The following is a 23,685-nucleotide window of genomic DNA, read 5'->3' on the forward strand; positions in this document are numbered from 1 at the left end:
ATGAGTCCTCGGCGCATGTCAACGTTCAGTCTTCTTCGGCGGTCGATCCTGTCCGCTCGGCGTGACACTCCGGGTTCCATGCGGTACCGGGAAGCAGTTGCCAACGATTCCTGTTGGCAACACCGATGTCGATCACTTTGGCCGGATCCACGCAGGGGCTCATCGCATCGTCCAGCACCAGCAGCCAGCGCTTGTCCGGCGCCTCAGCGAGCCAAGGGCCGGCGTCATGCCATTGCTCTGCCCAGGGCCGCTTGAAGCCGAATTCGCGTACCGGGCGGTCGGCCTGCAGCAGGTTCTGCTCGCGCCAGGCCACCAGCGCCAGTTCGGCATCCGGTCCGATCCGCGCGCCGACCCGGCGCATCAGCGCTGACGCCGATGCATAGGGATCCAGCGCCGGAATCAGTACCAGGCCGTAGAGCATCCACAGCATGCCGTGGGTCAGCAGCACCAGCGTCGCCGCGCGGCGCACCCGCAACCACACGATCAGCGTGGCCAGCGCGATGGCGAAGGTCAGCAGGCCATCGCCCAGCACCGGCAGCAGGGTATCGGGCATGGCGCGGCGTTCCAGCTGGGCCACCGCCCAAGCGTGTTCGGTCAGCAGCATCACGCCCAGCGTGCCAGTGGCCAGCATCAGCACCACGCTGTAGCCGAACAGGTAGCGGCGAACGCACAGGCGGCGCAGCAGGCCGGGCAGCAGCGGGGCTACGGCCAGCGCCATCGCCGGCAACATCGGCAGCAGGTACACCTCGCGCTTGCCCGGGCTGGCGCTGAAGAACACCAGTACCAGCACGGCCCAGCCCAGCAGCAGCCACTGGCGGCGGTCGCCACGGCGGATACGGCGCCACCAGGGCTTGAACAGCATCGGCAGCAGCAGGCTGCCCGGCAGCCACAGGGTAAGGATCACCTGCAGGTAATACCAGGCGGGCTGCCGGTGGTGCCACGCATTGGCATAACGGGTGCCGGTCTGCTTGAACAGCAGCTCGTGCGCATAAGCCTGCAGTTCGGCACTGGGCGTGTGCAGCAGGGCCCAGCCCAGCGGCGCCAGCCACACCCCGACACCCAGCAGGAAGGCCGGGATCAGCCAGAGCAGGGTTGCCGGATGCGGACCCTCCACCGTGCGTCCGCGGCGGCGCTGGTACAGCCACCAGCCGAACCAGGGCAGCACCATCAGCAGCGGCAGGAAACCCACGCCCTTGGTCACTGTGCCGACGCCTGCGGCGAAGCCGGCCAGCCACAGGGCAGGCAGGTTGCGGCGTTCACACAGATGACGCATCAGGCCCCAGAGGGCCACGGTGGTCATGCCCACCAGCACCATGTCGATCTGCGCGCGCTTCGCCATCAGCCCGAACTGCAGGGTGCAGAACAGCGCAGCGACGGCGTAGATGGAATGTCGTGGCGACCATAGCCGCCGCGCCAGGTCCGACACCAGCCACAGGCTGAGCAGGGCGCCCAGCAACGACGGCAGCAGGAAGGACCACTGCCAGCTGCCGACGATCTCGTAGGCGGCGGCCTGCAGCCACATGAAGACGGGTGGCTTCTCCGCATACAGTTCCACGCCGCGGTGCGGCAGCAGCCATTGCCCGCTCTCGACCATGGTCCGGGCCGCCAGCACGAAGCGCGGCTCGTCCGGCGGCTGCGGCTGCCGAAGGCCGATCCCCGCTGCCAGCGCAGCAATGATCAGCAGCCACAACAGGGGCAGGCGCCAACGGCGGGGCAGGGCTACGGGCACGGCAGGCTCCGGGAGCAAAACGGCCATTCTGAGGTGGCGGGGGTGGGAAAAGCGTCAGAGCGGCGCCGGGGCGACCGCATTCCGACATGTGCGGCGCTACCATGGTACGAACTTCCGTGGATGTTTCGTGCATGCGTCTGTTGGTGATCGAGGACAACCGCCAGCTGGTGGCCAACCTGTTCGACTATTTCGAGTCGCGCGGGCATGTGCTCGACGTGGCGCCGGATGGCATCACCGGACTGCACCTGGCCGGGAGCCATCCGTATGACGCCGTCATCCTGGACTGGATGCTGCCGCGCATGGAGGGCCCGGAGGTGCTGCGCCGGCTGCGCGCCGAGCATGCATCGGAAGTGCCGGTGATCATGCTGACCGCGCGTGACGAGCTGCCGGACAAGATTGCCGGCTTCCGCGCCGGCGCCGACGACTACCTGACCAAGCCGTTCGCACTCCCGGAGCTGGAGGTGCGGCTGGAAGCGCTGCTGCTGCGTGCGCAGGGACGCAACCCGCGCAAGCGCCTGCAGGTGGGCGATCTGGTCCTGGATCTGGCCACCCTGGAAGCCCAGCGCGGCACCCAGGTGCTGCACCTGTACCCGGCCTGCCGCAAGCTGCTGGAAGTGCTCATGCGCGCCAGCCCCGGCGCGGTGACCCGCCAGCAGCTGGAATTCGCTCTGTGGGGCGACGAACCGCCGGATGGCGACCTGCTGCGTTCGCATGTCTACGAGCTGCGCCGCAGTGTGGACGGACCGTTCGCCGAGAAACTGATCCATACCCTGCCGCGGGTGGGTTACCGCTTGGCCGTGACCACGCCCAGCGATGCCGGCAAGGATGATGATGAAGGCGAGTAAGCCGGGGCCGTTGTACCGGCGCGTGGTGTGGTGGTTGCTGGGCTATCTGGCGCTGCTGTCGATCGCGGTGTTCAGCGTCGGCAACTACGTGCATGAACATGCGGAGCACGCTGCCTGGCGCGCGCTGCTCAATTCCGAACTGGACAGCATCGTCGAGCACACCGAGCACGAGCCGCACTATCGCTGGCAGGACTCTGACACGCTCAGCCTGTTCCGCTTCGATGAAGGCAACATGCCGGAAAGCGTGCGCATGCTGCACCCGGGGCTGCATGACGGGGTGCCGATCAAGGGGCGGCAGACTGCGGTGATGGTGCGTGACACCGGCTCGATGGGGCGGGTGGCGCTGGCGCTGGACATTTCCGACTTCCATGACCTGGAACAGTTCGCCACGCGCTGGGTGATGCTGGCCGGGGTGATCATGATCTTCGTCACCGTGCTGATGGCGTCGTTCGGCATGGAACGCATGGTGCGCCCGTTGAGCCTGCTGGCGCAGCACATCGCCGCGCTGCGGCCGGGCGTCCAGGGCCAGCGCATCGAGGTCGACCCGCGCGGCAGCTCCGAGCTGCACACCATTGCCGATGCACTGAACGACTATCTGGACCGCAACGAGCAGTTTGTCGAACGCGAGCGGGTGTTCATCAGCACCGCCAGCCACGAGCTGCGTACGCCGATTGCGGTGATGACCGGTGCCGCAGAGCTGGCACTGGAACAGCCGGGCCTGCCCGAGCGCGCGCGCCAGCAGATGCAACGCGTGCTGCGCACCGCGCAGAGCGTGGAGCAGCTGATCGAACTGCTGCTGGTGCTGGCGCGTGACCCGGCGCGCCTGGCCGCACGCGCCGAGCGCATCGCCCTGGACCAGCTGCTGCCGGAAATCGTCGACGACCATCGCCACCTGCTCGGTGACAAGGACCTGAGCATCGGCATCCAGGCGGCCCCGGTGGATATTGTCGCGCCGCTGGCCGTCGTGCAGGCCGCGATCGGCAACCTGCTGCGCAATGCCATCGAGAACAGCGGGCGTGGCCACATTGAGTTGCGCCTGAGCTCGTCGGCGGTGCTGACCCTGCAGGACCCGGGGCATGGCATGAGCCCGGAGGAGATTGCGGCGATCCACGCGCGGATGGCCCGTGGCGAGCGCGCCGACCGTGGCGGCGGCATCGGCCTGGACCTGATCGCCAGGCTCTGCGAGCACCTTGGCTGGACCCTGCAGCTGCAGCCCTGCGAGCCGCGTGGCACGCGCGCCACGCTCGATTTCAGTGCTTCACGTCCGGCCTGAACCGGCCGTCCTGGTAGATGCCAACCTTGGTTGGCATGCTGCCCGTTGACCAAGGTCGACGCCTGCCCACGCAATGTCCGTTCGCATTACCGGCTGTTCGGTCGCGCCACATGCTGGTCGATCAGGATCACATTGCCGTCGGGATCGGCCAACTGCAGGTAGCCGGTGCCCCGGCCATGAGGGTCGGTACGCACCGCCAGTTCAATGCCCTTCGCATCCAGTTCCGCCTGCAGTTCACGTACATCCTGGAAGTGGGGCAGTTCCTGCTTGTGCTGGTCCCAGCCCGGGTTGAAGGTGAGCAGGTTGCCCTCGAACATGCCTTGGAACAGGCCGATGACAACGCCGTTGTTGCGCATCACCAGCCAGTTCTGCGCCGGATCGCCACCGGTCACCGAGAAGCCCAGTGCTTCGTAGAAGCTGCGGGAGGCCGCCAGGTCCCTGACCGAGAGGCTGACGGAGAAGGCGCCGAGCTGCATGGGAGTGGCTCCGGGAAAGGGCAGCCGGCACTGCAGCATGACCCGGCGTGAAGACAATGTTAATCTCGGGGTGCGCCGCTTCATGCGGCGCTTTTTTTTCCCGCTCTTTCGATCGACAGAGGATCCCATGCCGACCGAACCCGCTACTACCCTGATCAGCAACGACATCGTTGGCCTGGGCCTGATTGCCGCCACCCTGGCCCTGATCTTCTGGGCTGCCAGTGGCCCGACCCCGTTGTTGAAGAAGATCTTCGCCTGGGTGCCGGCGCTGCTGCTGTGCTACTTCGTCCCCGCCATCTACAACACCGCCGGGGTCATCGACGGCCACAACACCTCGCTGTACAACCCGGTCGCGCGTGACGTGCTGCTGCCGGCCGCGCTGGTCCTGCTGACCCTGTCGATCGACCTCAAGGGTATTGCCAAGCTCGGCCCGAAACTGCTGATCGTGTTCTGCGCCGGTACCGCCGGCATCATGCTCGGCGCCATCGTCTCGTTCCAGCTGATGAAGCTGATCCACCCCGAAACCGTGGCCGGTGATACCTGGGCCGGCATGGCGGCGCTGGCCGGCAGCTGGATCGGCGGCGGCGCCAACATGGTGGCCATGCGTGAAGTGTTCGGCACCGATGCCACCACCTTCGGCCAGTTCGCGGTGGTCGACGTGGCCTGCGCCAGCCTGTGGATGGCCATCCTGCTGTTCCTGGCCAACCGCGCGCAGCAGATCGATACCCGCAACGGTGCCGATACCCGTGCCATCGACGAGATGAAGGCGCGCATCAGCGCCTACGAGGCGCAGAACGCGCGCATTCCCAGCATGACCGACCTGATGGTGATCGTCGGCGTGGCACTGGGCGGCGTCGGCCTGGCCCATGCCATCGCCGCGCCGCTGGCGGGCTGGTTCAAGGCCAATGTCAGCTGGGCCAGCCAGTTCAGCCTGGACAGCCAGTTCGTGTGGGTGATCCTGCTGTCCACCGCGATGGGCCTGGGCCTGAGCTTCACCCGTGCGCGCCGGCTGGAAGCTGCGGGCGCTTCGCGGCTGGGCACGGTGTTCCTGTACTTCCTGATCGCCTGCATCGGCATGCAGATGAACCTGCTGTCGCTGCTGGACCGGCCGTGGCTGTTCCTGCTCGGCGCGATCTGGATGGCCACGCATGTGCTGGTGCTGTGGGTGGTGGCCAAGCTGCTGCGCGCGCCGCTGTTTTTCTTCGCGATCGGTTCGCAGGGCAACATCGGCGCAGCCGCTTCGGCCCCCGTGGTGGCCGCGGCGTTCCATCCGACGCTGGCTCCGGTGGGCGTGCTGCTGGGCACGGTGGGCTACGCCACCGGCACCGGGCTGGCCTATGTCACTGGCCTGATCCTGAAGTGGATGGCCAACGGTTGAGTCCGGGCCGCCCCGGCGTCATGCCTGCGTAGATCCACGCCATGCGCGGATGCATTTCATGGGCCTCCATGAACATGGAAGGGGTCAGATCCGTTTCCCGGAGGAAACGGATCTGACCCCTGATGCATCTCGCCGTCACCGGAAATCTGTCGAAGGTGGGGTGGTGTCGGATGGCGGGGTGTCCGCGGCATGGATGCCGCGGCCAAGCCCCCAGGGATGGGTTTACGGCGTCCCCGCCATCCGACACCACCCCGCCAAGCACACAGAAACCCAGAGCCGACGCCTCAGCTGTTGCCGTTGCTCCGGCCTCTGCGGGCGCCGGGCTGCAAGCCCGGCACCCACCCTGGAACCTCAACAGCAGCGACCACCGTTGCGTCCGCCGTAGCGCGCTTCCTGGCGCTCGCGGAAGAACGTCTTGTAATCCATCGGCTCCTGGTCCGGATGCTTTTCCAGCATGTGCCGGACGTAGTTGTCGTAATCAGGAATGCCACAGCACAGTCGGGCGGTCTGCACCAGGCGCCGCCAGATGCGGCGGTGTGCCTGGTACTGGCCGGCGGGAACCAGTTGCGTGCTCATCACAGATCCACCATTTCATGCGGCTTCAGCGCCACGTACGGGGTCTCGCGGTCGCTGCGCTGCGGATTGCGGCGGGCCGCCAGGATGGTCTTGATCGAATACACCAGCACTGCGCCCACCACCAGCAGGAACAGCGCGGTCAGGCCGGTGTTGACGTAGGCGTTGACCACGATCTGCTTCATCTGCGCCACCGATTTGGCCGGTGCCGTGATGGTGTCGCTGGCGAGGGCGGCCTGGAACTTGTGTGCCTGGGCCAGGAAGCCCTGCGCCGGATTGCTGTCGAAGATCTTGATGAAGCCGGCGTAGGTGGTGCAGATCAGCAGCCAGATGGCCGGCACGGCCGTCACCCACGCATAGCGGTCACGCTTCATCTTGAACAGCACCACCGTGCCCAGCATCAGTGCGATACCCGCCAGCATCTGGTTTGAGATGCCGAACAGCGGCCACAGCGTCTGGATGCCACCGAACGGATCGACCACGCCGGTGTAGAGCAGGTAGCCCCACAGCGCCACGCAGCCGGCGGTACCGATGATGTTGGCGGTCCACGATTCGGTCTTCTTCAGGGCCGGCACGAAGTTGCCCAGCAGGTCCTGCAGCATGAAGCGACCGGCACGGGTGCCAGCGTCGACTGCCGTGAGGATGAACAACGCTTCGAACAGGATCGCGAAGTGGTACCAGAACGCCATCATCGCGTCGCTGCCACTGGGAATCGCTTCGTGCAGGATCTGCGCGATGCCCACCGCCAGTGTCGGTGCGCCACCTGCGCGATGCAGGATGGTCGGCTCGCCAATGGCCGCCGCGGTCGCGGTCAGCTGCTCGGGCGTGATGGTGAAGCCCCAGGTGTTGGTGATGTAGTGCGCCGCCGAGGCCGCATCGGCACCGATCACCGCCGCCGGGCTGTTCATCGCGAAGTAGATGCCCGGATCGATGATCGAGGCCGCCACCAGCGCCATCACCGCCACGAACGATTCCATCAGCATGCCGCCGTAGCCGATGTAGCGCATGTGCGCTTCATTGGCCAGCAGCTTCGGCGTGGTGCCGGAGGAAATCAACGCGTGGAAGCCGGAGACCGCACCGCAGGCGATGGTGATGAACAGGAACGGGAACATGCCGCCCTTCCATACGGGGCCATCACCACTGGCAGCGAACTGGGTCAGCGCCGGCATCTTCAGTTCCGGCATCACAATCAGGATGCCGACGGCCAGTGCGATGATGGTGCCGATCTTGAGGAAGGTCGACAGGTAATCGCGGGGGGCCAGCAGCAGCCACACCGGCAGCACCGAGGCGACGAAGCCGTAACCGATCAGCATCCAGGTGATCTGGGTGCCGGTGAAGGTGAAGGCCGGGCCCCAGACCGGATCGGCGGCGACCTTGCCGCCGTACCAGATCGCGGCCAGCAGCAGGATCAGGCCGACCACCGAAATCTCGCCGATCCTGCCGGGGCGGATGTAGCGCATGTACACGCCCATCAGGATTGCGATGGGCATCGTCGCGATCACCGTGAACATGCCCCACGGGCTTTCGGCCAGCGCCTTGACCACCACCATCGCCAGCACCGCCAGGATGATGATCATGATCAGGAACGCACCGAACAGCGCGATGGTGCCGGGCACCTGGCCCATCTCTTCCCGCACAAGATCGCCCAGGGAGCGGCCGTTGCGGCGGCTGGACAGGAACAGGACCATGAAGTCCTGCACCGCGCCGGCCAGCACCACGCCCACCACCAGCCACAGCAGGCCGGGCAGGTAGCCCATCTGTGCGGCCAGCACCGGTCCCACCAGCGGGCCGGCACCGGCAATGGCGGCGAAATGGTGACCGAACAGCACGTGCTTGTTGGTTGGCACGTAGTCCAGGCCATCGTTGTTGATCACCGCCGGGGTGGCCCGGGTCGGATCGAGCTGCATCACCTTGTTGGCGATGAACAGGCTGTAGAAGCGGTAGGCCACCAGGTACAGCGAAACGGCGGCGACGACGATCCACAGGGCATTGATGTGTTCGCCGCGGCGCAGGGCCACGGTGCCCAGACAGAAGGCGCCGAGCAGGGCGAGTACCGCCCAGCCTATTTTGGAAAACCCTTTCATGAGGTGCTCTCTCCCGGAAAGACAGTCAAAGAGTCCCGCGTGCCCTCGGCAGGGTCAATTGGCACAGGACGAATCGGCGGTAGTACTTTGGTCGTACGCTTGTTGTGCTGACATGCAGCGAACATCAGGGATGGAACAATCGGTTGCGGCGCCGTCCATTGGCGTGCGGCCATGTGGCGTCCATCTTCAGTGGCATCCATCCAACAGGAGTCGCCATGAGCTTTCCCGAACCGGTCCGCGTACTGCGGACCATCCGTGGCATGCCCACCTCCGACGGTGCCGGCGTGCGCCTGACCCGCGTCATCGGCGGCCCGACGCTGCCTGACCTGGACCCGTTCCTGCTGCTCGATGAATTCGGCACCGACCGTGCCGAGGACTACATCGCCGGCTTCCCGGAGCATCCGCATCGCGGTTTCGAGACCGTCACCTACATGCTCGACGGGCGCATGCGGCATCGCGACAACCACGGCAACGAGGGCCTGCTTACCCCGGGCAGCGTGCAGTGGATGACCGCAGGCCGTGGCCTGGTGCATTCGGAAATGCCCGAGCAGGAAAGCGGTCAGATGCGCGGCTTCCAGCTGTGGGTGAACCTGCCGGCGAAAGAGAAGATGACCGAGCCGAAGTACCAGGAGTTCGCGCCCGAGCGCATTCCCGTGGTGCGGCCGGACGCCGGCGTGGAAGTGAAGGTGATCGCCGGCAACGTGGATGGCACGCAGGGCCCGATCGTGCAGCCGGCCACCGATCCGCTGTACCTGGACATCACGCTGGCCCCGGATCGCGCCTGGACCTATGCCTTGCCGGAAGGGCACAACGCCTTCGCGTATGTGTTCGAAGGTGCGGTGACGGTGGGTGAGCAGGACGCGGCGCGCGACGTCGCCCGCCAGGAACTGGCGGTGCTGGGCGGTGGCGAGCAGCTGCATCTGTCGGCCGGCAGCGAGGGTGCGCGGCTGATCCTGGTGGCTGGTCGTCCGTTGCGGGAACCGGTGATGCGCCATGGCCCGTTCGTGATGAACACGCGGCAGGAACTGATGCAGGCCTTCGTCGATTTCCAGGAAGGCAAGTTCTGAGGCGGTGCCGGCCGTTGGCCGGCAACTGCCTGCGGTCACGGCGGATCGAGGTGCCGGCCAGCGGCCGGCACTACCGTCAGGTCGGCTCGCATTGCGGGGATGCTGCAAGGCAGTCATCCCCGCCATCGTCAGTTCCCGGCAGCCACGGCCGACGGGGTCAGGCTCATCCCCTGCGCCAGCTGTTGCAGCGAACCCAGTTCCTGCGCGCTGTCCGGATACAGCGAAATCTGCGCGTAACGCCCTTTGTCGAGCTTGACCACGCTGATGCGGCGCTCGGCATAACCGGGAGGCTGCTGGCCTCCCAGATCGGGCTGGTACCAGTACAGTGATTCACCGCCGAAGCTGCCCTTTTCGTGGCGCAGCGAGCGGTTCAATGGAAGGTTGGGATCGCGTGCACTGAGCATCAGGCTCAGTACCTCGCGGCCATCGCTGGTGCTGGCGCGGCAGACCAGGAAATCGGCCTGTGCCTGCTGTTGCCACTGCAGGCCGCTGTTGGCCGGCAATGAAGGACATTCGGTGGGAGCCTGCGCGGCGGCCTGGGCCGCAGCGAACAGCAGGCTCGACAACACTACAGGCGCGAACTTCATGCATCCCCCAAGGTGGTGTGTCGTGGCTCCGTCGGATGGACCGGCGGCCTTGGCATCCCATCCCCGGATGCCCCGCCGGCCGGCATGTGCACGGACGGTCAACTCAACCTTAACGGAACGTGAGCGATCGCACAAATTGCGGTTACAAGCGTAACCATTGCGGCCGAAGGTCAGCCGCAATGGTCCGCACAGGCCTCAGCGGTCGTTGCCGAGCCACTTGTAGATGATGCCGCCGATCGCACCGCCCAGCAGCGGGGCGACCCAGAACAGCCACAGCTGGCTGACCGCCCCGCTGCCGGCGAAGAAGGCCACGGCGGTGGAGCGGGCCGGATTCACCGAGGTGTTGGTGACCGGGATGCTGATCAGATGGATCAGGGTCAGCGACAGGCCGATCGCCAGCGGCGCGAAGCCAGCCGGTGCCTTGCCGTGGGTGGCGCCCATGATCACGATCAGGAACACGGCGGTCAGCACCACTTCGCACAGGAAGGCCGCCGCCACGCTGTAACCGCCGGGCGACAGCGCACCATAGCCATTGCTGGCGAACGCACCGGCCTGGCTGCCGTCGATGGCGAAGCCGCTGGCCCCCGAGGCGATCTGCAGCAGGATGAAGCCGGCCAACAGGCCACCAGCCACTTGGGCGATGATGTACGGCACCAGGTCCTTGGTCGGGAAGCGGCCACCGGCCCACAGGCCGACGCCGACCGCCGGATTGAAGTGCGCGCCGGAGATATGGCCGAACGCATAGGCGCCGGTCACCACGGTCAGGCCGAAGGCGAGCGCCACGCCGAGGAACCCGATGCCCAGCGGATTGCTGTCACCGCCGAACTTGGCGGCCAGCACCGCACTGCCGCAGCCACCCAGAACCAGCCAGAACGTGCCGAGGAATTCGGCGGACAAGCGTTTACCCATGCTCATGTGTTGCACTCCTTTGACGGTCTAAAGTGTGATTTATGTCACATTTCAATGATCAGCGGGTGACTGTAGCGTCAACGCCGGGGGCAGGCATACACCTTCGGATGTGTGCAACACGCGATGTTCAGTACTGCGGCAGCGGGATGAATTCCTTGTCGTCGCCCGGAATGGTGCCGAAGCGGCCGGCCTCCCAATCGTGCTTGGCCTGCTCGATGCGTTCCTTCGAGCTGGACACGAAGTTCCACCACAGGTGACGCGGGCCATCCAGCGGCTCGCCACCGAACAGCATCGCCTTCACCGGCGTCTTCGCGCGCAGGCGGCCACGTGCGCCGGCTTCGGGAATCACCAGATGCTGTGCAGGGATGTCCACGCCATCCAGCTGTGCGTCGCCTTCGAGGATGTACAGCGCGCGCTCGCGGTGGCCGTCGTCGATATCGATTTCCGCATCCGGGTCGAGATCGATTGCCACGTTGAGGGTGTCGGCGAACACCTTCACCGGCGATTCCTCGCCATAGGCGCGGCCGGCGATGACGCGCAGCCAGGCACCGTTGCGGCGCTGCTCGGGCAGGGTGGCCGCGGCGTGGTGGTAGAACGCCGGCTCGATTTCCTCGTGCGATTTCGGCAGCGCTACCCAGGTCTGCATGCCATGGATCGGGTTGTCGTGATCGCGGTCCGGCTGCGGCGTGCGCTCGGAATGGGCGATGCCGCGGCCAGCGGTCATCCAGTTGACGTCTCCGGGTCGGATCACCTGGTCCGAACCGAGTGTGTCGCGATGGCCGATGGCGCCCGACCACAGGTAGGTGACCGTGGCCAGGCCGATATGCGGATGCGGGCGCACGTCGATGGCGGTGCCGGGGTGCATGAGCGCCGGGCCCATCTGGTCGACGAACACGAACGAGCCGATGCTGCGCGCCTGCAGGGTGGGGACGGCGCGACGGACTTCGAGTCCGCCGATGTCGTGCACGCGCGGGGCGATGATGGTGGTCATGCGGGCGTTCTCGCTGGCAGGGATCAGGCGGTCAGCATCGCATGCAGCTGTGACGGGCACATGCCCCGTATGGGTAACAGGGTGTTCCAGCCAACGGCGCAGCCCCTCGTGGCTGTGGGGTTGGTCGCGTAAAGCAAAAGCCGCGCTTGGCCGGGCGGGGTGGGTTCGCGGGGGACGCCGTGAATCCGTCCGTGGAGGCTTGGCCGCGGCATCCATGCCGCGGACACCCCCGCGAATCCACCCCGCCCGACCTCTGACAGTTTCCGTGTGCGTCCAGCCACGGAGAAGAAAAAAGAAAATCAAAGTCAAAATCAAACGCTGGTTGCTTCGCTCCTGGTGGCGGCCCAGGTAGCCACCCACCCGTTCGTAGTGATCCACACCGGAATCGAGATTCACCGACCGTCACCGGGAAACTGTCAGGGGTGGGGCGGTGTGGGCAGGCAGGACCGTTGGCGCCATGGATGGCGCCATCGAGCCCCCATGGATGGGTTTACGGCGTGTCCTGCCTGCCCACACCGCCCCGCCCAACAAACAGAAAAGCCAGAGCCGGCTGTTGCTCTGGCTCTGGCTCTGGCTTCGGCGGTTGCCTCTGCGGGCGCCGGGCCGCAGGCCCGGCCGATGAACTCAAATCACCGGTTCGCGCAGGGCGGGGTTGTCCCAGCCCGGGCGCGGGGCAAAGCGGTCGCCGTGACGCTGCTGCAGTGCCTTCAGCCGCTCGACGATCGCATCGGCACCGACCGCACGGATGTGCTGGATCGGACCACCGCGGAACGGGGCAAAGCCGGTACCGAAGATCACGCCGGCATCCAGCAGGTCCGCATCGGCCACAACGCCTTCGTGCAGGCACGCCACCGCCTCGTTCAACAGCGGCAGGATCAGGCGGTCCTCCAGATCGGCCGGGGCCTGGTAATCGCTGGCCACGTCCGGCTTCTTCGGCTTGCCGTTTTCCCAGGTGTAGATGCCCTGGCCGTCCTTCTTGCCGCGCTTGTCCGGCTCCACCGTCTGCAAGGCCGCTGGAATCTGCAGGCCCAGGAACGGCGCCAGTTCGCGGCCGACGCCGGCGGCCACGTCCAGGCCGACGGTGTCGATCAGTTCGATCGGGCCCATCGGCATGCCGAACTTCACAGCGGCCCTGTCGATCACCGGGCCCGGAATGCCTTCGGCATACGCGGTGGCGGCTTCCAGCATGTACGGGAACAGCACGCGGTTGACCAGGAAGCCCGGGCTGCCGGCCACCGGTACCGGGAACTTGCCCAGCGCCTTGCAGAACGCGGCCAGGCGGCGCTCGGTCTCCGGCGCCATGCCGTCGTGGTGAATGATCTCCACCAGTGGCATCTGCGCCACCGGGTTGAAGTAGTGCAGGCCAGCGAACTGCGCCGGGCGCTGGATGTGGTCGCGCAGTTCCACCAGCGGAATCGACGAGGTGTTGGTGGTCAGCAGCGCGTCCAGCTTCATCTTCGGTTCCAGCGTCTGGTACAGCGCACGCTTGGCTTCCGGGTTCTCGATGATCGCTTCGATCACCAGGTCGGCCTCGGCCACGCCGTTGCCTTCCAGGTCGGCACGCAGGCGCGCGGCCACGGCGGGGCGCTTGCTCTCGTCGCGCACCTTCTTGGCGAACAGCGCCTGCGCGCGCTCCATGGCGGGGTCGATGAAGCGCTGCTCGCGGTCCTGGAGGGTCACTTCAAAGCCCTTGTAGGCGGCCCAGGCGGCGATGTCACCGCCCATCACGCCGGCGCCGACCACGTGCACGTGGCGGATGCCGGAATCACCACCACCGAGGCCCTTCAGGCGTTCGGTCAGGAAGAAAATGCGGATCAGGTTGCGCGCGGTCGGGGTGCTGGCCAGCTTCACCACGGCGCGGCGTTCTGCATCCAGGCGTGCCTGGATCGGCTTGCCGCCACTGCGCTGCCAGGTGCTGATCAGCGCGTAGGGCGCCGGATACTGGTCCTTCTTGGCCTTGCGCGCGACCTGCTTGACCATCTGCGGTGCCAGCAGCGTGCGTGCCAGCCAGGTGTTGGTGGCCCAGGCCGTCGCGCGCTGCTTGAACGGGCGCGTGGTGCCGGACAACGCCAGCGCCACGGCGGTGTCGAGCACCACGGCCGGTGCCACCACCTTGTCGACCAGCCCGATGCCACGCGCGGCCGAGGCCGACAGCGTACGGCCGGTCAGCATCATGTCCATTGCCGCGGGAGCGCCGACCAGCTGCGGCAGGCGCGCGCTGCCGCCCCAGCCCGGGAAGATGCCCAGCTGGGTTTCCGGCAGGCCGATGCGGGTGCTGCTGTCATTGGAGGCCACGCGATAGCGGCAGGCCAGCGCCAGCTCGGTGCCGCCGCCCAGGCAATGGCCGTGGATGGCCGCCACGGTGGGGCAGGGCAGCTCGGCCAGCTTCTGGTAGGTAGCCTGGCCGCGGCGGATGGCGTCGTTGACGGTGCCGCGACGGTCGAACTCCTGGAACTCCTTCAGGTCCGCCCCGGCAATGAAGCCGGCTTTCTTCAGCGACTGGATCACCACGCCCTTGGGCGGGTCCAGTGCAATGCGCTCAAGCAGGTCACCCAGCTCCAGCAGCACATCCTGCGACATGGCATTGACGCTGCTGTCCTGGCGATCCAGGGAGAGGACCACCACGCCGTCGTCGCGGATCTCGGGGTGCCAGTGGCTGAAGCGGAGACCATCGAAGCCTGAGAGCATGGACGTTCCATCCGGTTGTGTATGGAGAAGCGGCTATGATCCAGAGGTTGTTTCCCCCGCGTCAAATCCCAATAGCAGGGGAGTGGCGACCCCGGATCCATGGCCGTGGACCGGAACGCTAACGGAACGGTGGTTAAAAGCTGGTGCGGCGCCGGGTGATCGGCGACTGAACTTTTCCCGGGATTGGCAGTCTCATTGCCCGACGTCGGTTGGGCTGACAGGAGTGCGGCCCCTCATGGCCGAGGTTGATACACCACAGGAGCTGGATCTGGAACTGGTCCGGCGCGTGCAGCACGGCGAGAGCGCCGCGTTCGATGTCCTGGTGCGCAAGTACCAGCATCGCGTGGTGGCCCTTGTCGGCCGCTACATCGCCGACTGGAGCGAATGTCAGGACGTCGCCCAGGACACTTTCATCCGCGCCTATCGCGCGATCGGAAGTTTCCGTGGCGACGCCCAGTTCTCAACCTGGTTGCATCGAATCGCCGTGAATACCGCCAAAAACTACCTGGCTTCACACAATCGACGGCCACCGACCGATGACATCGACATCGGCGATGCCGAACAGTTCGACAGTGGTACGCGCCTGCGCGACACCGACACGCCCGAACGCGAGTTGATGCGCCAGGAGCTGGAACAGACGGTGATGAAGGCCGTCAACGCGCTGCCGGAAGAGCTCCGGTCGGCGATCACCCTGCGCGAGGTGGAAGGCCTGAGCTACGAGGAAATCGCGCAGAAGATGGGGTGCCCGATCGGCACCGTGCGTTCACGGATCTTCCGGGCGCGCGAGGCGATCGACACCGAACTCCGGCCGCTGTTGGACATCGGCAGCGCCACCCGTGAGAAGAGCCGCGTATGACCAGTAATCCGTTCAACGAATCGCAGAACCATCAATCGCCCGCCGGGCAGCGCCTGGACCAGCGCCATCGCGAGCAGCTGTCGGCCCTGGTCGATGGCGAGCTGGGCGCCGATGAAGCGCGCTTCCTGCTGCGGCGGATGGAGCATGACCCCGAACTGGCCGGCTGCCAGGAGCGCTGGCAGCTGCTGGGCGACGTGATGCGTGGGCAGGCGTCGGCACTGGCCCCGGCCGGGTTCAGTTCCGCCGTGGCTGCTGCCATCGCCGCCGAGCCTGCGCCGCAGGCCGAGCCGCGCCGTCAGGTGCGTCGCAGTGGCTGGCGGGCCTGGGGCGGTGGTGCCGCACTGGCCGCTTCAGTGGCAGCGGTGGCGCTGTTCATGGGCGGTGAGAAGCTGAAGGAAGCCACCCCGGGCGAGCCGTTGGCACCTCAGGTGATCGCCAGCCAGGCGGAGCTGCGGACCGTGCCGACCGATCCTGCCCCGGTTACCGAAGCCTCTGCAGACACGGCCGCGATGGCTGTGGCGGCGGCTCCCGCCCTGGCGATGGCCACTGCCGGTCGCCGCCAGGACACCCGCCGCGCCAGTGCCACCCGCAGCCAGCAGGCCGCGCGTGCCGCCCAGCGTGAGGACGTGCCGCAACGCGCGGTGGCTGCTGCGCAGGCGCCGCTGACCCCGACCATACCGGCCAATGGCAGCCGCAACATGCCGTTTGGCGAGGTCGGTGGGCTGCAGGCGCGACCGTGGCCGCGTTCCAGCCTGGCGCCTGCCGCCGGCGGCGCGCTCAATGCCAGCTTCCCGGCCCATACCGGTGGCGCCGCCTTCTACCCGTTCGAGCCGCGCCTGCAGGACGACCTGCCGGTGCCGCCGCGCCCGCGCGACTGAGCCGGGCGCTTTCACGCCCCGCCGTCAGCGGGGCCCGTATTCCTCTTTCCATCCGATCCGGAGGTTGCCGTCCGATGACTCCCCGACTCCGCACGCAGGCCATGGGCCTGTTGGCCCTGACCCTGCCGCTGGTGGCCTGCGCGCAGGCACCGGCTCCGGCCGCCCCGACCCAGGCTGCTCCAGCCACCGCGCCAAGGGCACCGGCACAGCCGCTGGTTACCGGCCTGCCCGATTTCACCAACCTTGTTGAACAGGTCGGGCCGGGTGTGGTCAACGTCGACACCACCATTGTCCGCACCAACCGCCAGGCTTCGCGGGGCCCGATGGGCGGTGACGACGACATGCCGGAGTTCTTCCGTCGCTTCTTCGGCCCGGACTTCCCGATGCCGGGGCAGGGCCCGGGCGGCCCGGACGGTGGCCCCAGCATCAAGGGCCGCGGCATGGGCTCGGGCTTCATCATTTCGCCCGATGGCTATGTGCTGACCAACTACCACGTGGTGGCCGATGCCAGCGACGTGAAGGTCAAGCTGGGCGACAGCCGTGAGTTCAACGCCAAGGTGGTGGGCAGCGACCAGCAGTACGACGTGGCGCTGCTGAAGATCGATGGCAAGAACCTGCCGACCGTGCGCGTGGGTGATTCCAATACGCTGAAGCCCGGCCAGTGGGTTGTCGCGATCGGCTCGCCGTTCGGTCTCGACCATTCGGTCACCGCCGGTATCGTCAGTGCACTGGGGCGTAGCACGGGTGGCGCCGACCAGCGCTACGTGCCGTTCATCCAGACCGACGTGGCGATCAACCAGGGCAACTCCGGCGGTCCGTTGCTGAACACCCGCGGCGAAGTGGTCGGCATCAACTCGCAGATCTTCTCCGCCTCCGGCGGCTACATGGGCATCAGCTTCGCGATCCCGATCGACCTGGCGATGAGCGCGGTCGAGCAGATCAAGAAGAGTGGCAAGGTCACCCGTGGCCAGCTGGGTGCGGTGGTCGAGCCGATCGATGCGCTGAAGGCGCAGGGCCTGGGCCTGCCCGACAGCCGTGGCGCGCTGGTCAACCAGATCGTCGCCGGCAGTGCCGCAGAGAAGGCCGGTGTGCAGATCGGCGACGTAGTGCGTTCGGTCAACGGCAGCCCGGTCAACAGCTGGTCCGACCTGCCGCCGCTGATCGGTGCGATGGCACCGGGCAGCCGGGTCACGCTGGGGGTGATCCGCGACGGCAAGCCGCGCGACCTCAGCGCCACGCTCACGGCGCTGAGCGAAGACGGTCAGGGCAATGCCCGTGCGGCGTCTGCCGCCAGGCCCGATGCGGCACCGCAGACCGGCGCCAATGCCCTGCTGGGCCTGGACGTGAGCGACCTGACCGCACCGCAGCGCAAGCAGTTCGGCCTGGATGGCAACGAAGGCGTGCGCATCACCGGAGTCAAGGGCCAGGCGGCGCGTGATGCCGGCCTGTCCCCGGGCATGGTGATCCTGCAGGTCGGCCGCACCCCGGTCGGCAGCGTGGAGAGCCTGAACCGGGCGCTGTCCAGCTACAAGAAGGACGACGTGGTGATGCTGCTGGTGCGCACCGGCAACGGCAACAGCGCCTTCGTGGCGGTCAAGGCCGGCCAGTAAGGCCTGCCGGGGCCGCTTCGGCGGCCCCTGTGTCTCCCCTGAAGCCCCGCCCTGGCGGGGCTTCGGCCTTTCCGGGCGGGGCCCGAGCAGTCCGCTTTCGCGGTGGGGCGCCGGGCATGCGATAATCGACCGTTACCCTGACGACGCCGCGCGCCGCCGCCACCTATGTCTTCTGATTCGATGCGGAACATCCGCAACTTCTCCATCATCGCCCATGTCGACCACGGCAAGTCCACGCTGGCCGACCGCATCATCCAGCTCTGTGGTGGCCTGCAGGCCCGCGAGATGGAAGCGCAGGTGCTCGACTCCAACCCGATCGAGCGCGAGCGCGGCATCACGATCAAGGCGCAGTCGGTGTCGTTGCCGTACCTGGCCAAGGACGGGCAGACCTACCATCTGAACTTCATCGACACCCCCGGCCACGTCGACTTCTCCTATGAAGTCAGCCGCTCGCTGGCCGCCTGCGAAGGCGCGCTGCTGGTGGTCGATGCGGCCCAGGGCGTGGAAGCGCAGTCGGTGGCCAACTGCTACACCGCGGTGGAGCAGGGCCTGGAAGTGGTGCCGGTGATCAACAAGATCGACCTGCCGACCGCCGACATCGAGCGCGCCAAGGCCGAGATCGAGGCCGTGATCGGCATCGACGCCTCCGATGCCGTGCCGGTCAGTGCCAAGACCGGCCTGAACGTGCAGGACGTGCTGGAAGCGATCGTGCATCGCATCCCGCCGCCGACACCGCGCGACACCGAGAAGCTGCAGGCGCTGATCATCGACTCCTGGTTCGACAACTACCTGGGCGTGGTCTCGCTGGTACGCGTGATGCAGGGCGAGATCAAGGCCGGTGACAAGCTGCAGGTGATGTCCACCGGCCGCAACCACCAGGTCGACAACGTCGGCGTGTTCACGCCGAAGCGGAAAGTGCTGCCAGCGCTGCGTGCCGGTGAAGTGGGCTGGGTCACCGCCAGCATCAAGGACGTGCACGGTGCGCCGGTCGGCGACACCCTGACCCTGGCCGGCGACCCGGCTCCGAAGCCGCTGCCGGGCTTCCAGGAAATGCAGCCGCGCGTGTTCGCCGGTCTGTTCCCGGTCGATGCCGAAGATTACCCGGACCTGCGCGAAGCGCTGGACAAGCTGCGCCTGAACGATGCCGCGCTGCGTTTCGAGCCGGAAAGCTCCGAGGCGATGGGCTTCGGCTTCCGCTGCGGCTTCCTGGGCATGCTGCACATGGAAATCGTGCAGGAACGCCTGGAGCGCGAGTACAACCTGGACCTGATCAGCACCGCGCCGACGGTGGTATATGAAGTCCTGAAGACCGATGGCTCGATCATCAACATGGACAACCCGGCCAAGCTGCCGCCGGTGAACCAGGTCGAGGAGATCCGCGAGCCGATCATCCGTGCCAACGTGCTCACTCCCGAGGAGTACATCGGCAACATCATCAAGCTGTGCGAAGAAAAGCGCGGCAGCCAGATCGGCATCAACTACCTGGGCAGCCAGGTGCAGATCAGCTATGAGCTGCCGATGGCCGAGGTGGTGCTGGACTTCTTCGACAAGCTGAAGTCGGTCAGCCGTGGCTACGCCTCGCTGGACTACCACTTCGTGCGCTTCGACGCCGGCCCGTTCGTGCGCGTGGACGTGCTGATCAACGGCGACAAGGTCGACGCACTGTCGCTGATCGTGCACCGCAGCCATGCCGACCGTCGTGGCCGCGAGCTGTGCGAGAAGATGAAGGACCTGATTCCGCGCCAGATGTTCGACGTCGCCATCCAGGCTGCGGTCGGCTCGCAGATCATCGCCCGTACCACGGTCAAGGCCATGCGCAAGAACGTGCTGGCCAAGTGCTATGGTGGCGACGTTTCGCGCAAGAAGAAGCTTCTGGAAAAGCAGAAGGAAGGCAAGAAGCGCATGAAGCAGGTCGGCCGCGTGGAGATCCCGCAGGAAGCGTTCCTGGCCGTGCTGCAGATGGACAACAAGTAATCCCGCACCGGCCCTGCGGGGCCGGTCGTCCGGTGACGTTGCAAAGGACCCTGAATGAAACTGTTTGAGATCCTCCTGGTCGTGCTGACCCTGGCCTCGGGCCTGATCCTGCTTGCGGACAAGCTGTACCTCGCCAAGCGTCGCGCCCAGCGCGCCGGCCTGCTCGATTCCGAGCCGGTGCTGGTGGATTACTCGCGTGCGTTCTTCCCGGTGCTGGCGATCGTGCTGATCGTGCGCAGCTTCATTGCCGAACCGTACAAGATCCCGTCCAGCTCGATGATGCCGAACCTGCTGATCGGCGATTTCATCCTGGTCAACAAGTTCTCCTACGGCCTGCGCCTGCCGATCAGCAACACCAGGATCGTGCCGTTCGGCGAGCCCTCGCGTGGCGACGTGGTGGTATTCCACTTCCCCGGCCACAGCGACAACGACCCGGCCAAGGGCGAGAACTTCATCAAGCGCGTGATCGGCGTGCCGGGTGACACCGTGGTCTTCGAAGGCGACGGCGTGATCCTCAATGGCGAGCCGCTGAAGTACGACAACAAGGGCATCTACGCCGGCCACAAGGGCCAGGGCGAAGGCGCCAACCTGCTGGTCGAGCACCTGCCGGGGCGCACCCACACCGTGCTGGAGACCGACTACCCGCGCGGCCAGGGCCAGTGGACGGTGCCGGCCGGCAAGTACCTGGTGATGGGCGACAACCGCGACAACAGCGACGACGGCCGTTTCTGGGGCCTGCTGCCGGAAGAGAACCTGCGCGGCAAGGCCTTCCTGATCTGGCTGAACTGCCAGGGCTGGTTCTGCAAGGATGGCTTCGAGCCGTCGCGGATCGGCTCGAGCATCAACTGATCGGGCATCAACTGAGTACCTTCACATCCAACGCGTATCTGGGGAGAACGCAATGAAGACGATGAACACGCAGCGCGGCATGACCCTGACCTCGTTCCTGACGGTCCTGATCGTGGTCGGTTTCTTCCTCTACATCGGCATGAAGCTGTTCCCGATGTACCAGGAGTACTACGCCGTGCGCTCGGCGATGAAGAGCCTGGCCAACGAGCCGGGCGTGGGCAGCATGGAGCCGTCGCGGATCCAGGACCTGTTCTTCAAGCGCCTGTACATCAACTACTCGGACAATGTGAAGCCGGCCAACGTGAAGTTCGACCGTCGCGACAATGGCTGGACCCTCAAGGTCAACTACGAAGTGCGTCGCCAGCTGATCGGCAACCTCGATGTGGTTGGCAAATTCGATTCTTCCCAGGACCTGACACGAAGCGGTGCCCAGTAAATTCATCCAACGTGGCGACCTGATCGGTCATGCCTTCAGCGACCCGGCCCTGCTCAAGCAGGCGCTGACGCATCGCAGTGCCGGTGCGCCGCACAACGAGCGCCTGGAGTTCCTCGGCGACAGCATCGTCAACATGATGGCGGCCGAGGCGTTGTACCGACGCTGGCCCAAGGCTGACGAAGGGGCGATGACCCGTGCCCGTGCCGAACTGGTGCGCGAAGGCGCGTTGGCGGCGATCGCGCGCACCCTGCAGTTGGGCGAGCGGCTGACCCTGGGCCCGGGCGAAATGAAGTCCGGCGGTCATCGCCGCGACTCGATCCTGGCCGACGCAGTGGAAGCCGTGGTGGCTGCGATCTACCTGGATGCCGGCTTCGAGGCCTGCCGGGCGGTGGTACTGCCCTGGTTCAGCGCTTCGATCGAGGCGCTGCCGGCCTCCGGCCGTCCCGAGAAGGACCCCAAGACCCGCCTGCAGGAATGGCTGCAGGCCCGACAGAAGGCGTTGCCGCAGTATGAACTGGTGTCAGAATCCGGTGACGACCATGCCAAGCACTTCCGGGTACGCTGCAACGTAGCCGACCCGGCCGCCAGCACCGAGGGCGAAGGCGCCTCGCGGCGGCTTGCCGAACAACAGGCGGCTGCGGCCGTCCTAGAACAACTGGATTCCAAGTGAGCGAACAAACTCCTCATCATTGCGGCAGCGTGGCCGTCATCGGCCGCCCGAACGTGGGCAAGTCGACCCTGACCAATGCCCTGGTCGGTGCGAAGGTCAGCATCGTTTCCAACCGTCCGCAGACCACGCGCCATCGCCTGCTGGGCATCGCCACCTACCCGGAAGGCCAGCTGGTGCTGGTTGATACCCCCGGCCTGCACAAGGTGCAGAAGCGGGCGATGAACCGGGTGATGAACCGTGCCGCGCGCGGCTCGCTGGAGGGCGTCGATGCCGGCCTGCTGGTGATCGAGGCCGGTCGCTGGGATGAAGAAGACAGCCTGGCCTTCAATGTGCTGCGCGATGCCGGCATTCCGGTGGTGCTGGTGGTCAACAAGATCGATCGCCTGAAGGAAAAGGGCGCGCTGCTGCCGTTCCTGCAGCAGGTGACCGAAGGCCGTGATTTCGCTGCCGTGCATCCGATCTCGGCGCAGAAGCGCAATGGCCTGGAAGCGTTGGTGCGCGACGTGCTGAAGCTGCTTCCGGAAGCGCCGCCGATGTTCGGCGAGGACGAGATCACCGACCGCAGCCAGCGTTTCCTGGCCGGCGAGCTGGTACGCGAACAGTTGATGCGCCAGCTCGGCGAAGAGCTGCCGTACGCCACCACCGTTGAGATCGAGCGCTTCACCGAGGACGGCAACCTGCTGCGCATCGGCGCGGTGATCTGGGTCGAGCGCGAAGGCCAGAAGGCCATCGTGATCGGCAAGGGCGGCGCCCGCCTCAAGGAGATCGGCGCCAAGTCCCGCCTGCAGATGGAGCGTCTGTTCGGGGCCAAGGTGTTCCTTGAGACCTGGGTGCGCGTGCGTGAAGGCTGGTCCGATGACGAGGCCGCGCTGAAGGCCTTCGGTTACGAGTAAGCCGTTGCGGTCGCTTCGATGATGATCGAGGACGACACCGGCTTCGTGCTGCATGCGCGGGCCTACCGCGAGACCAGCCTGCTGGTCGAGGTGTTGAGCGCGCAGCATGGCCGCGTCGGCCTGCTCGCGCGTGGTGTGTCAACCGCCAAGGGCCAGGTGCTGCGCGCTGCCCTGCAGCCATTGCAGTGGATCCGCTTCAGCGCCCAGCAGCGCGGTGAACTGGCCCAGTTGCGCGGCGCTGAAGCGCTGGATGCGGCCCCGCTCTTGGTCGGCCAGGCGATGCTGGCCGGCTTCTATCTGAGTGAACTGACCCTGCGCCTGGCACCTCGCCAGGATCCGTTGCCTGAGTTGTATCTGGCCTATGGCGAAGCGCGCGCGCGGCTGGCGGTCGGTGCCGGCCTGGCCTGGACGCTACGTCGGTTTGAACGCGAGCTGCTGTCCGCGCTGGGCCTGGGTTTCGAACTGGACAGTGCCAGCGACGGCCAGCCGATCGACCCGGCCGCGCGCTACGAGCTGGACCCACAGGAAGGCGCGCAGCGCCTGCTGAGCGAGCGCGGTGGGGAGCGCCGGGCGGCGGCCACTGGCTCGGCGCTGCTGGCGTTGGCGGCCGACGAAGAGCCCGCTGCCGCCGACCTGGCCAGCCTGCGCCTGCCGATGCGGCGGGTGCTGGCCCATCACCTCGGGCCACGCGGCCTGAAGTCCTGGGAAATGCTCGAGCAGCTCGCGCCCCGCAGGTAGGGGGTGTTCGGCAGGGCTTGCAGCCCTGCACCTGCCGAATCAACGTCAACGTCAACGTCAAAAGCAAAAGCTGGTTATCCGTGGGTAGGCGGGGTGGGTCCGGTTGCGGGAGACGCCGTAAACCCGTCCTTGGGGGCTTGGCCGCGGCATCCATGCCGCGGACACTCCCGCAACCGGACCC

The 23,685-nt window shown here is 66.6% G+C and carries 21 protein-coding genes; 13 read left to right on the forward strand and 8 right to left on the reverse strand.

Going from position 1 to position 23,685, the window contains the following annotated elements; all coding sequences use genetic code 11:
• Positions 1-25: 25 nt before the first annotated feature.
• Positions 26-1,729 carry a glycosyltransferase family 39 protein gene (locus tag H4O10_RS18730; protein WP_049431415.1) on the reverse strand — a complete coding sequence of 568 codons (1,704 nt, stop codon included), beginning with the start codon at positions 1,727-1,729 and terminating at the stop codon, positions 26-28.
• A gap of 131 nt (positions 1,730-1,860) precedes the next feature.
• Here H4O10_RS18730 and H4O10_RS18735 point away from each other — a divergent pair, with 131 nt between their 5' ends.
• Both H4O10_RS18735 and H4O10_RS18740 read left to right on the forward strand, forming a co-directional pair.
• A complete protein-coding gene (locus H4O10_RS18735) occupies positions 1,861-2,574 on the forward strand; it encodes a response regulator transcription factor (protein ID WP_005410617.1) in 714 nt (237 codons plus the stop codon).
• Positions 2,561-3,847, forward strand: coding sequence for a HAMP domain-containing sensor histidine kinase (locus H4O10_RS18740; protein ID WP_033834363.1), 1,287 nt, complete (start codon positions 2,561-2,563; stop codon positions 3,845-3,847). Before H4O10_RS18735 ends, H4O10_RS18740 begins: the two co-directional genes overlap by 14 nt.
• Positions 3,848-3,933: 86 nt before the next feature.
• Here the strand turns inward: H4O10_RS18740 and H4O10_RS18745 are convergent, their stop codons facing one another.
• Positions 3,934-4,323 (reverse strand): VOC family protein, encoded by a 390-nt coding sequence (locus H4O10_RS18745; protein ID WP_049453998.1) that lies wholly within the window; start codon positions 4,321-4,323, stop codon positions 3,934-3,936.
• A gap of 127 nt (positions 4,324-4,450) precedes the next feature.
• On the opposite strand from H4O10_RS18745, the gene H4O10_RS18750 reads away from it, so the two are divergent.
• On the forward strand, positions 4,451-5,701 hold the full coding sequence (locus H4O10_RS18750) for a DUF819 family protein (RefSeq protein WP_049402630.1): 1,251 nt from the start codon (positions 4,451-4,453) through the stop codon (positions 5,699-5,701).
• A 351-nt stretch (positions 5,702-6,052) separates the two neighbouring features.
• Here the strand turns inward: H4O10_RS18750 and H4O10_RS18755 are convergent, their stop codons facing one another.
• Together H4O10_RS18755 and H4O10_RS18760 are read right to left on the reverse strand one after the other, a co-directional pair.
• Positions 6,053-6,277, reverse strand: a complete 225-nt coding sequence (locus H4O10_RS18755; RefSeq protein ID WP_005410613.1) for a CstA-like transporter-associated (seleno)protein — start codon at positions 6,275-6,277, stop codon at positions 6,053-6,055.
• The gene (locus H4O10_RS18760) at positions 6,277-8,358 is read right to left on the reverse strand and encodes a carbon starvation CstA family protein (protein WP_005410612.1); all 2,082 of its coding nucleotides are present in this window, start codon (positions 8,356-8,358) and stop codon (positions 6,277-6,279) included. The genes H4O10_RS18755 and H4O10_RS18760 overlap by 1 nt, the downstream gene beginning before the upstream one ends.
• 215 nt (positions 8,359-8,573) lie before the next feature.
• Here H4O10_RS18760 and H4O10_RS18765 point away from each other — a divergent pair, with 215 nt between their 5' ends.
• Complete coding sequence (locus tag H4O10_RS18765) at positions 8,574-9,425, forward strand: pirin family protein (RefSeq protein ID WP_033834360.1); 852 nt, start codon at positions 8,574-8,576, stop codon at positions 9,423-9,425.
• Positions 9,426-9,553: 128 nt separating this feature from the next.
• Here H4O10_RS18765 and H4O10_RS18770 read toward each other — a convergent pair whose 3' ends face one another.
• From H4O10_RS18770 to H4O10_RS18785, 4 genes are all read right to left on the reverse strand, one after another.
• Complete coding sequence (locus H4O10_RS18770; RefSeq protein WP_005410610.1) at positions 9,554-10,012, reverse strand: hypothetical protein; 459 nt, start codon at positions 10,010-10,012, stop codon at positions 9,554-9,556.
• A 195-nt stretch (positions 10,013-10,207) separates the two neighbouring features.
• Positions 10,208-10,927 carry an aquaporin Z gene (gene aqpZ, locus H4O10_RS18775; protein ID WP_049453904.1) on the reverse strand — a complete coding sequence of 240 codons (720 nt, stop codon included), beginning with the start codon at positions 10,925-10,927 and terminating at the stop codon, positions 10,208-10,210.
• A 121-nt stretch (positions 10,928-11,048) separates the two neighbouring features.
• Positions 11,049-11,912, reverse strand: coding sequence for a pirin family protein (locus H4O10_RS18780; protein ID WP_005410608.1), 864 nt, complete (start codon positions 11,910-11,912; stop codon positions 11,049-11,051).
• 624 nt (positions 11,913-12,536) lie between these two features.
• Entirely contained in the window at positions 12,537-14,600 is a 2,064-nt protein-coding gene (locus tag H4O10_RS18785; protein ID WP_033834357.1) for a 3-hydroxyacyl-CoA dehydrogenase NAD-binding domain-containing protein, read from the reverse strand.
• Positions 14,601-14,835: 235 nt separating this feature from the next.
• On the opposite strand from H4O10_RS18785, the gene rpoE reads away from it, so the two are divergent.
• The 9 genes from rpoE (at position 14,836) to recO (ending at position 23,504) form a co-directional block, all read left to right on the forward strand.
• Complete coding sequence (rpoE, locus tag H4O10_RS18790) at positions 14,836-15,456, forward strand: RNA polymerase sigma factor RpoE (protein ID WP_005414197.1); 621 nt, start codon at positions 14,836-14,838, stop codon at positions 15,454-15,456.
• Complete coding sequence (locus H4O10_RS18795) at positions 15,453-16,334, forward strand: sigma-E factor negative regulatory protein (protein ID WP_088470514.1); 882 nt, start codon at positions 15,453-15,455, stop codon at positions 16,332-16,334. Before rpoE ends, H4O10_RS18795 begins: the two co-directional genes overlap by 4 nt.
• Positions 16,335-16,408: 74 nt before the next feature.
• Positions 16,409-17,944 (forward strand): DegQ family serine endoprotease, encoded by a 1,536-nt coding sequence (locus H4O10_RS18800; RefSeq protein ID WP_033834355.1) that lies wholly within the window; start codon positions 16,409-16,411, stop codon positions 17,942-17,944.
• Positions 17,945-18,124: 180 nt separating this feature from the next.
• A complete protein-coding gene (gene lepA / locus H4O10_RS18805) occupies positions 18,125-19,918 on the forward strand; it encodes a translation elongation factor 4 (protein ID WP_005410603.1) in 1,794 nt (597 codons plus the stop codon).
• A gap of 54 nt (positions 19,919-19,972) precedes the next feature.
• The gene (gene lepB / locus H4O10_RS18810) at positions 19,973-20,767 is read left to right on the forward strand and encodes a signal peptidase I (protein WP_005410602.1); all 795 of its coding nucleotides are present in this window, start codon (positions 19,973-19,975) and stop codon (positions 20,765-20,767) included.
• A gap of 52 nt (positions 20,768-20,819) precedes the next feature.
• Positions 20,820-21,203 carry a DUF4845 domain-containing protein gene (locus H4O10_RS18815; protein WP_005410601.1) on the forward strand — a complete coding sequence of 128 codons (384 nt, stop codon included), beginning with the start codon at positions 20,820-20,822 and terminating at the stop codon, positions 21,201-21,203.
• Positions 21,193-21,873 carry a ribonuclease III gene (gene rnc, locus H4O10_RS18820; protein ID WP_033834352.1) on the forward strand — a complete coding sequence of 227 codons (681 nt, stop codon included), beginning with the start codon at positions 21,193-21,195 and terminating at the stop codon, positions 21,871-21,873. Before H4O10_RS18815 ends, rnc begins: the two co-directional genes overlap by 11 nt.
• Positions 21,870-22,766 (forward strand): GTPase Era, encoded by an 897-nt coding sequence (gene era, locus H4O10_RS18825; RefSeq protein ID WP_005410599.1) that lies wholly within the window; start codon positions 21,870-21,872, stop codon positions 22,764-22,766. The genes rnc and era overlap by 4 nt, the downstream gene beginning before the upstream one ends.
• An 18-nt stretch (positions 22,767-22,784) precedes the next feature.
• Positions 22,785-23,504 (forward strand): DNA repair protein RecO, encoded by a 720-nt coding sequence (gene recO / locus H4O10_RS18830; protein WP_049452621.1) that lies wholly within the window; start codon positions 22,785-22,787, stop codon positions 23,502-23,504.
• The last annotated feature ends 181 nt before the right edge of the window (positions 23,505-23,685 follow it).

Origin of the sequence: Stenotrophomonas sp. I18B00994 (genome assembly GCF_014145825.1) — a bacterium.
Classification (GTDB): Bacteria; Pseudomonadota; Gammaproteobacteria; order Xanthomonadales; family Xanthomonadaceae; genus Stenotrophomonas; species Stenotrophomonas maltophilia.

Excerpts from the sequence above, each read along its gene's own strand:
- H4O10_RS18735 (WP_005410617.1), top strand. The coding sequence starts at position 1,861 with ATGCGTCTGTTGGTGATCGAGGACAACCGCCAGCTGGTGGCCAACCTG.
- H4O10_RS18740 (WP_033834363.1), top strand. The coding sequence starts at position 2,561 with ATGAAGGCGAGTAAGCCGGGGCCGTTGTACCGGCGCGTGGTGTGGTGG.
- H4O10_RS18745 (WP_049453998.1), bottom strand. The coding sequence starts at position 4,323 with ATGCAGCTCGGCGCCTTCTCCGTCAGCCTCTCGGTCAGGGACCTGGCG.
- H4O10_RS18750 (WP_049402630.1), top strand. The coding sequence starts at position 4,451 with ATGCCGACCGAACCCGCTACTACCCTGATCAGCAACGACATCGTTGGC.
- H4O10_RS18755 (WP_005410613.1), bottom strand. The coding sequence starts at position 6,277 with ATGAGCACGCAACTGGTTCCCGCCGGCCAGTACCAGGCACACCGCCGC.
- H4O10_RS18760 (WP_005410612.1), bottom strand. The coding sequence starts at position 8,358 with ATGAAAGGGTTTTCCAAAATAGGCTGGGCGGTACTCGCCCTGCTCGGC.
- H4O10_RS18765 (WP_033834360.1), top strand. The coding sequence starts at position 8,574 with ATGAGCTTTCCCGAACCGGTCCGCGTACTGCGGACCATCCGTGGCATG.
- H4O10_RS18770 (WP_005410610.1), bottom strand. The coding sequence starts at position 10,012 with ATGAAGTTCGCGCCTGTAGTGTTGTCGAGCCTGCTGTTCGCTGCGGCC.
- aqpZ (WP_049453904.1), bottom strand. The coding sequence starts at position 10,927 with ATGAGCATGGGTAAACGCTTGTCCGCCGAATTCCTCGGCACGTTCTGG.
- H4O10_RS18780 (WP_005410608.1), bottom strand. The coding sequence starts at position 11,912 with ATGACCACCATCATCGCCCCGCGCGTGCACGACATCGGCGGACTCGAA.
- H4O10_RS18785 (WP_033834357.1), bottom strand. The coding sequence starts at position 14,600 with ATGCTCTCAGGCTTCGATGGTCTCCGCTTCAGCCACTGGCACCCCGAG.
- rpoE (WP_005414197.1), top strand. The coding sequence starts at position 14,836 with ATGGCCGAGGTTGATACACCACAGGAGCTGGATCTGGAACTGGTCCGG.
- H4O10_RS18795 (WP_088470514.1), top strand. The coding sequence starts at position 15,453 with ATGACCAGTAATCCGTTCAACGAATCGCAGAACCATCAATCGCCCGCC.
- H4O10_RS18800 (WP_033834355.1), top strand. The coding sequence starts at position 16,409 with ATGACTCCCCGACTCCGCACGCAGGCCATGGGCCTGTTGGCCCTGACC.
- lepA (WP_005410603.1), top strand. The coding sequence starts at position 18,125 with ATGCGGAACATCCGCAACTTCTCCATCATCGCCCATGTCGACCACGGC.
- lepB (WP_005410602.1), top strand. The coding sequence starts at position 19,973 with ATGAAACTGTTTGAGATCCTCCTGGTCGTGCTGACCCTGGCCTCGGGC.
- H4O10_RS18815 (WP_005410601.1), top strand. The coding sequence starts at position 20,820 with ATGAAGACGATGAACACGCAGCGCGGCATGACCCTGACCTCGTTCCTG.
- recO (WP_049452621.1), top strand. The coding sequence starts at position 22,785 with ATGATGATCGAGGACGACACCGGCTTCGTGCTGCATGCGCGGGCCTAC.